The sequence below is a fragment of the Mesorhizobium sp. M7A.F.Ca.ET.027.02.1.1 genome (assembly GCF_004022985.1).
GTDB lineage: Bacteria > Pseudomonadota > Alphaproteobacteria > Rhizobiales > Rhizobiaceae > Mesorhizobium.
Map to the genome: position 1 here is coordinate 1 of NZ_RZOL01000969.1, position 412 is coordinate 412.

A 412-nucleotide genomic window follows, 5' to 3' on the forward strand; every position below is an offset into this window, starting at 1 on the left:
ATCGTAGTTTGGTGGTCGCGCCATATCGGCTCCTTTTCACTGCCTTGCGGCTCTGGTCCTGCCTAGGAGCATTAGCCGTCAAACACAACAGCTGAAGCGATAGTGCGTCGATGATGGCCAGGCTTGCAAGATGTGCGTTGCAATGAAGAGGCCAGGTTCATCATTGCGGCGGCCGATACCTATCGCCATCGATTTGCCGGTCAGATGCCGCTTCGGTCAATCACCAGATCGGCGGCACCGAAACGGTCCTTTGCCGTCAGCTGCTGGTGCCAGTAGGGATAGAGCAAGGGTGGCCGGCTGACCGCGTCGAGGCGCTCGCGCTCCTCGCCGGAGAGCATCAGGCTTGCCGCCGCGATGTTGTCCCGGAACTGCGTTTCCGTCCTGCCGCCGATCACCAGCGAACTGACGGCCG

1 pseudogene is annotated in these 412 nt (G+C 60.9%); it reads right to left on the reverse strand.

Going from position 1 to position 412, the window contains the following annotated elements:
- Positions 1-200: 200 nt before the first annotated feature.
- Positions 201-412, reverse strand: a pseudogene (locus EN749_RS37275) (aldo/keto reductase); the annotation flags it as partial.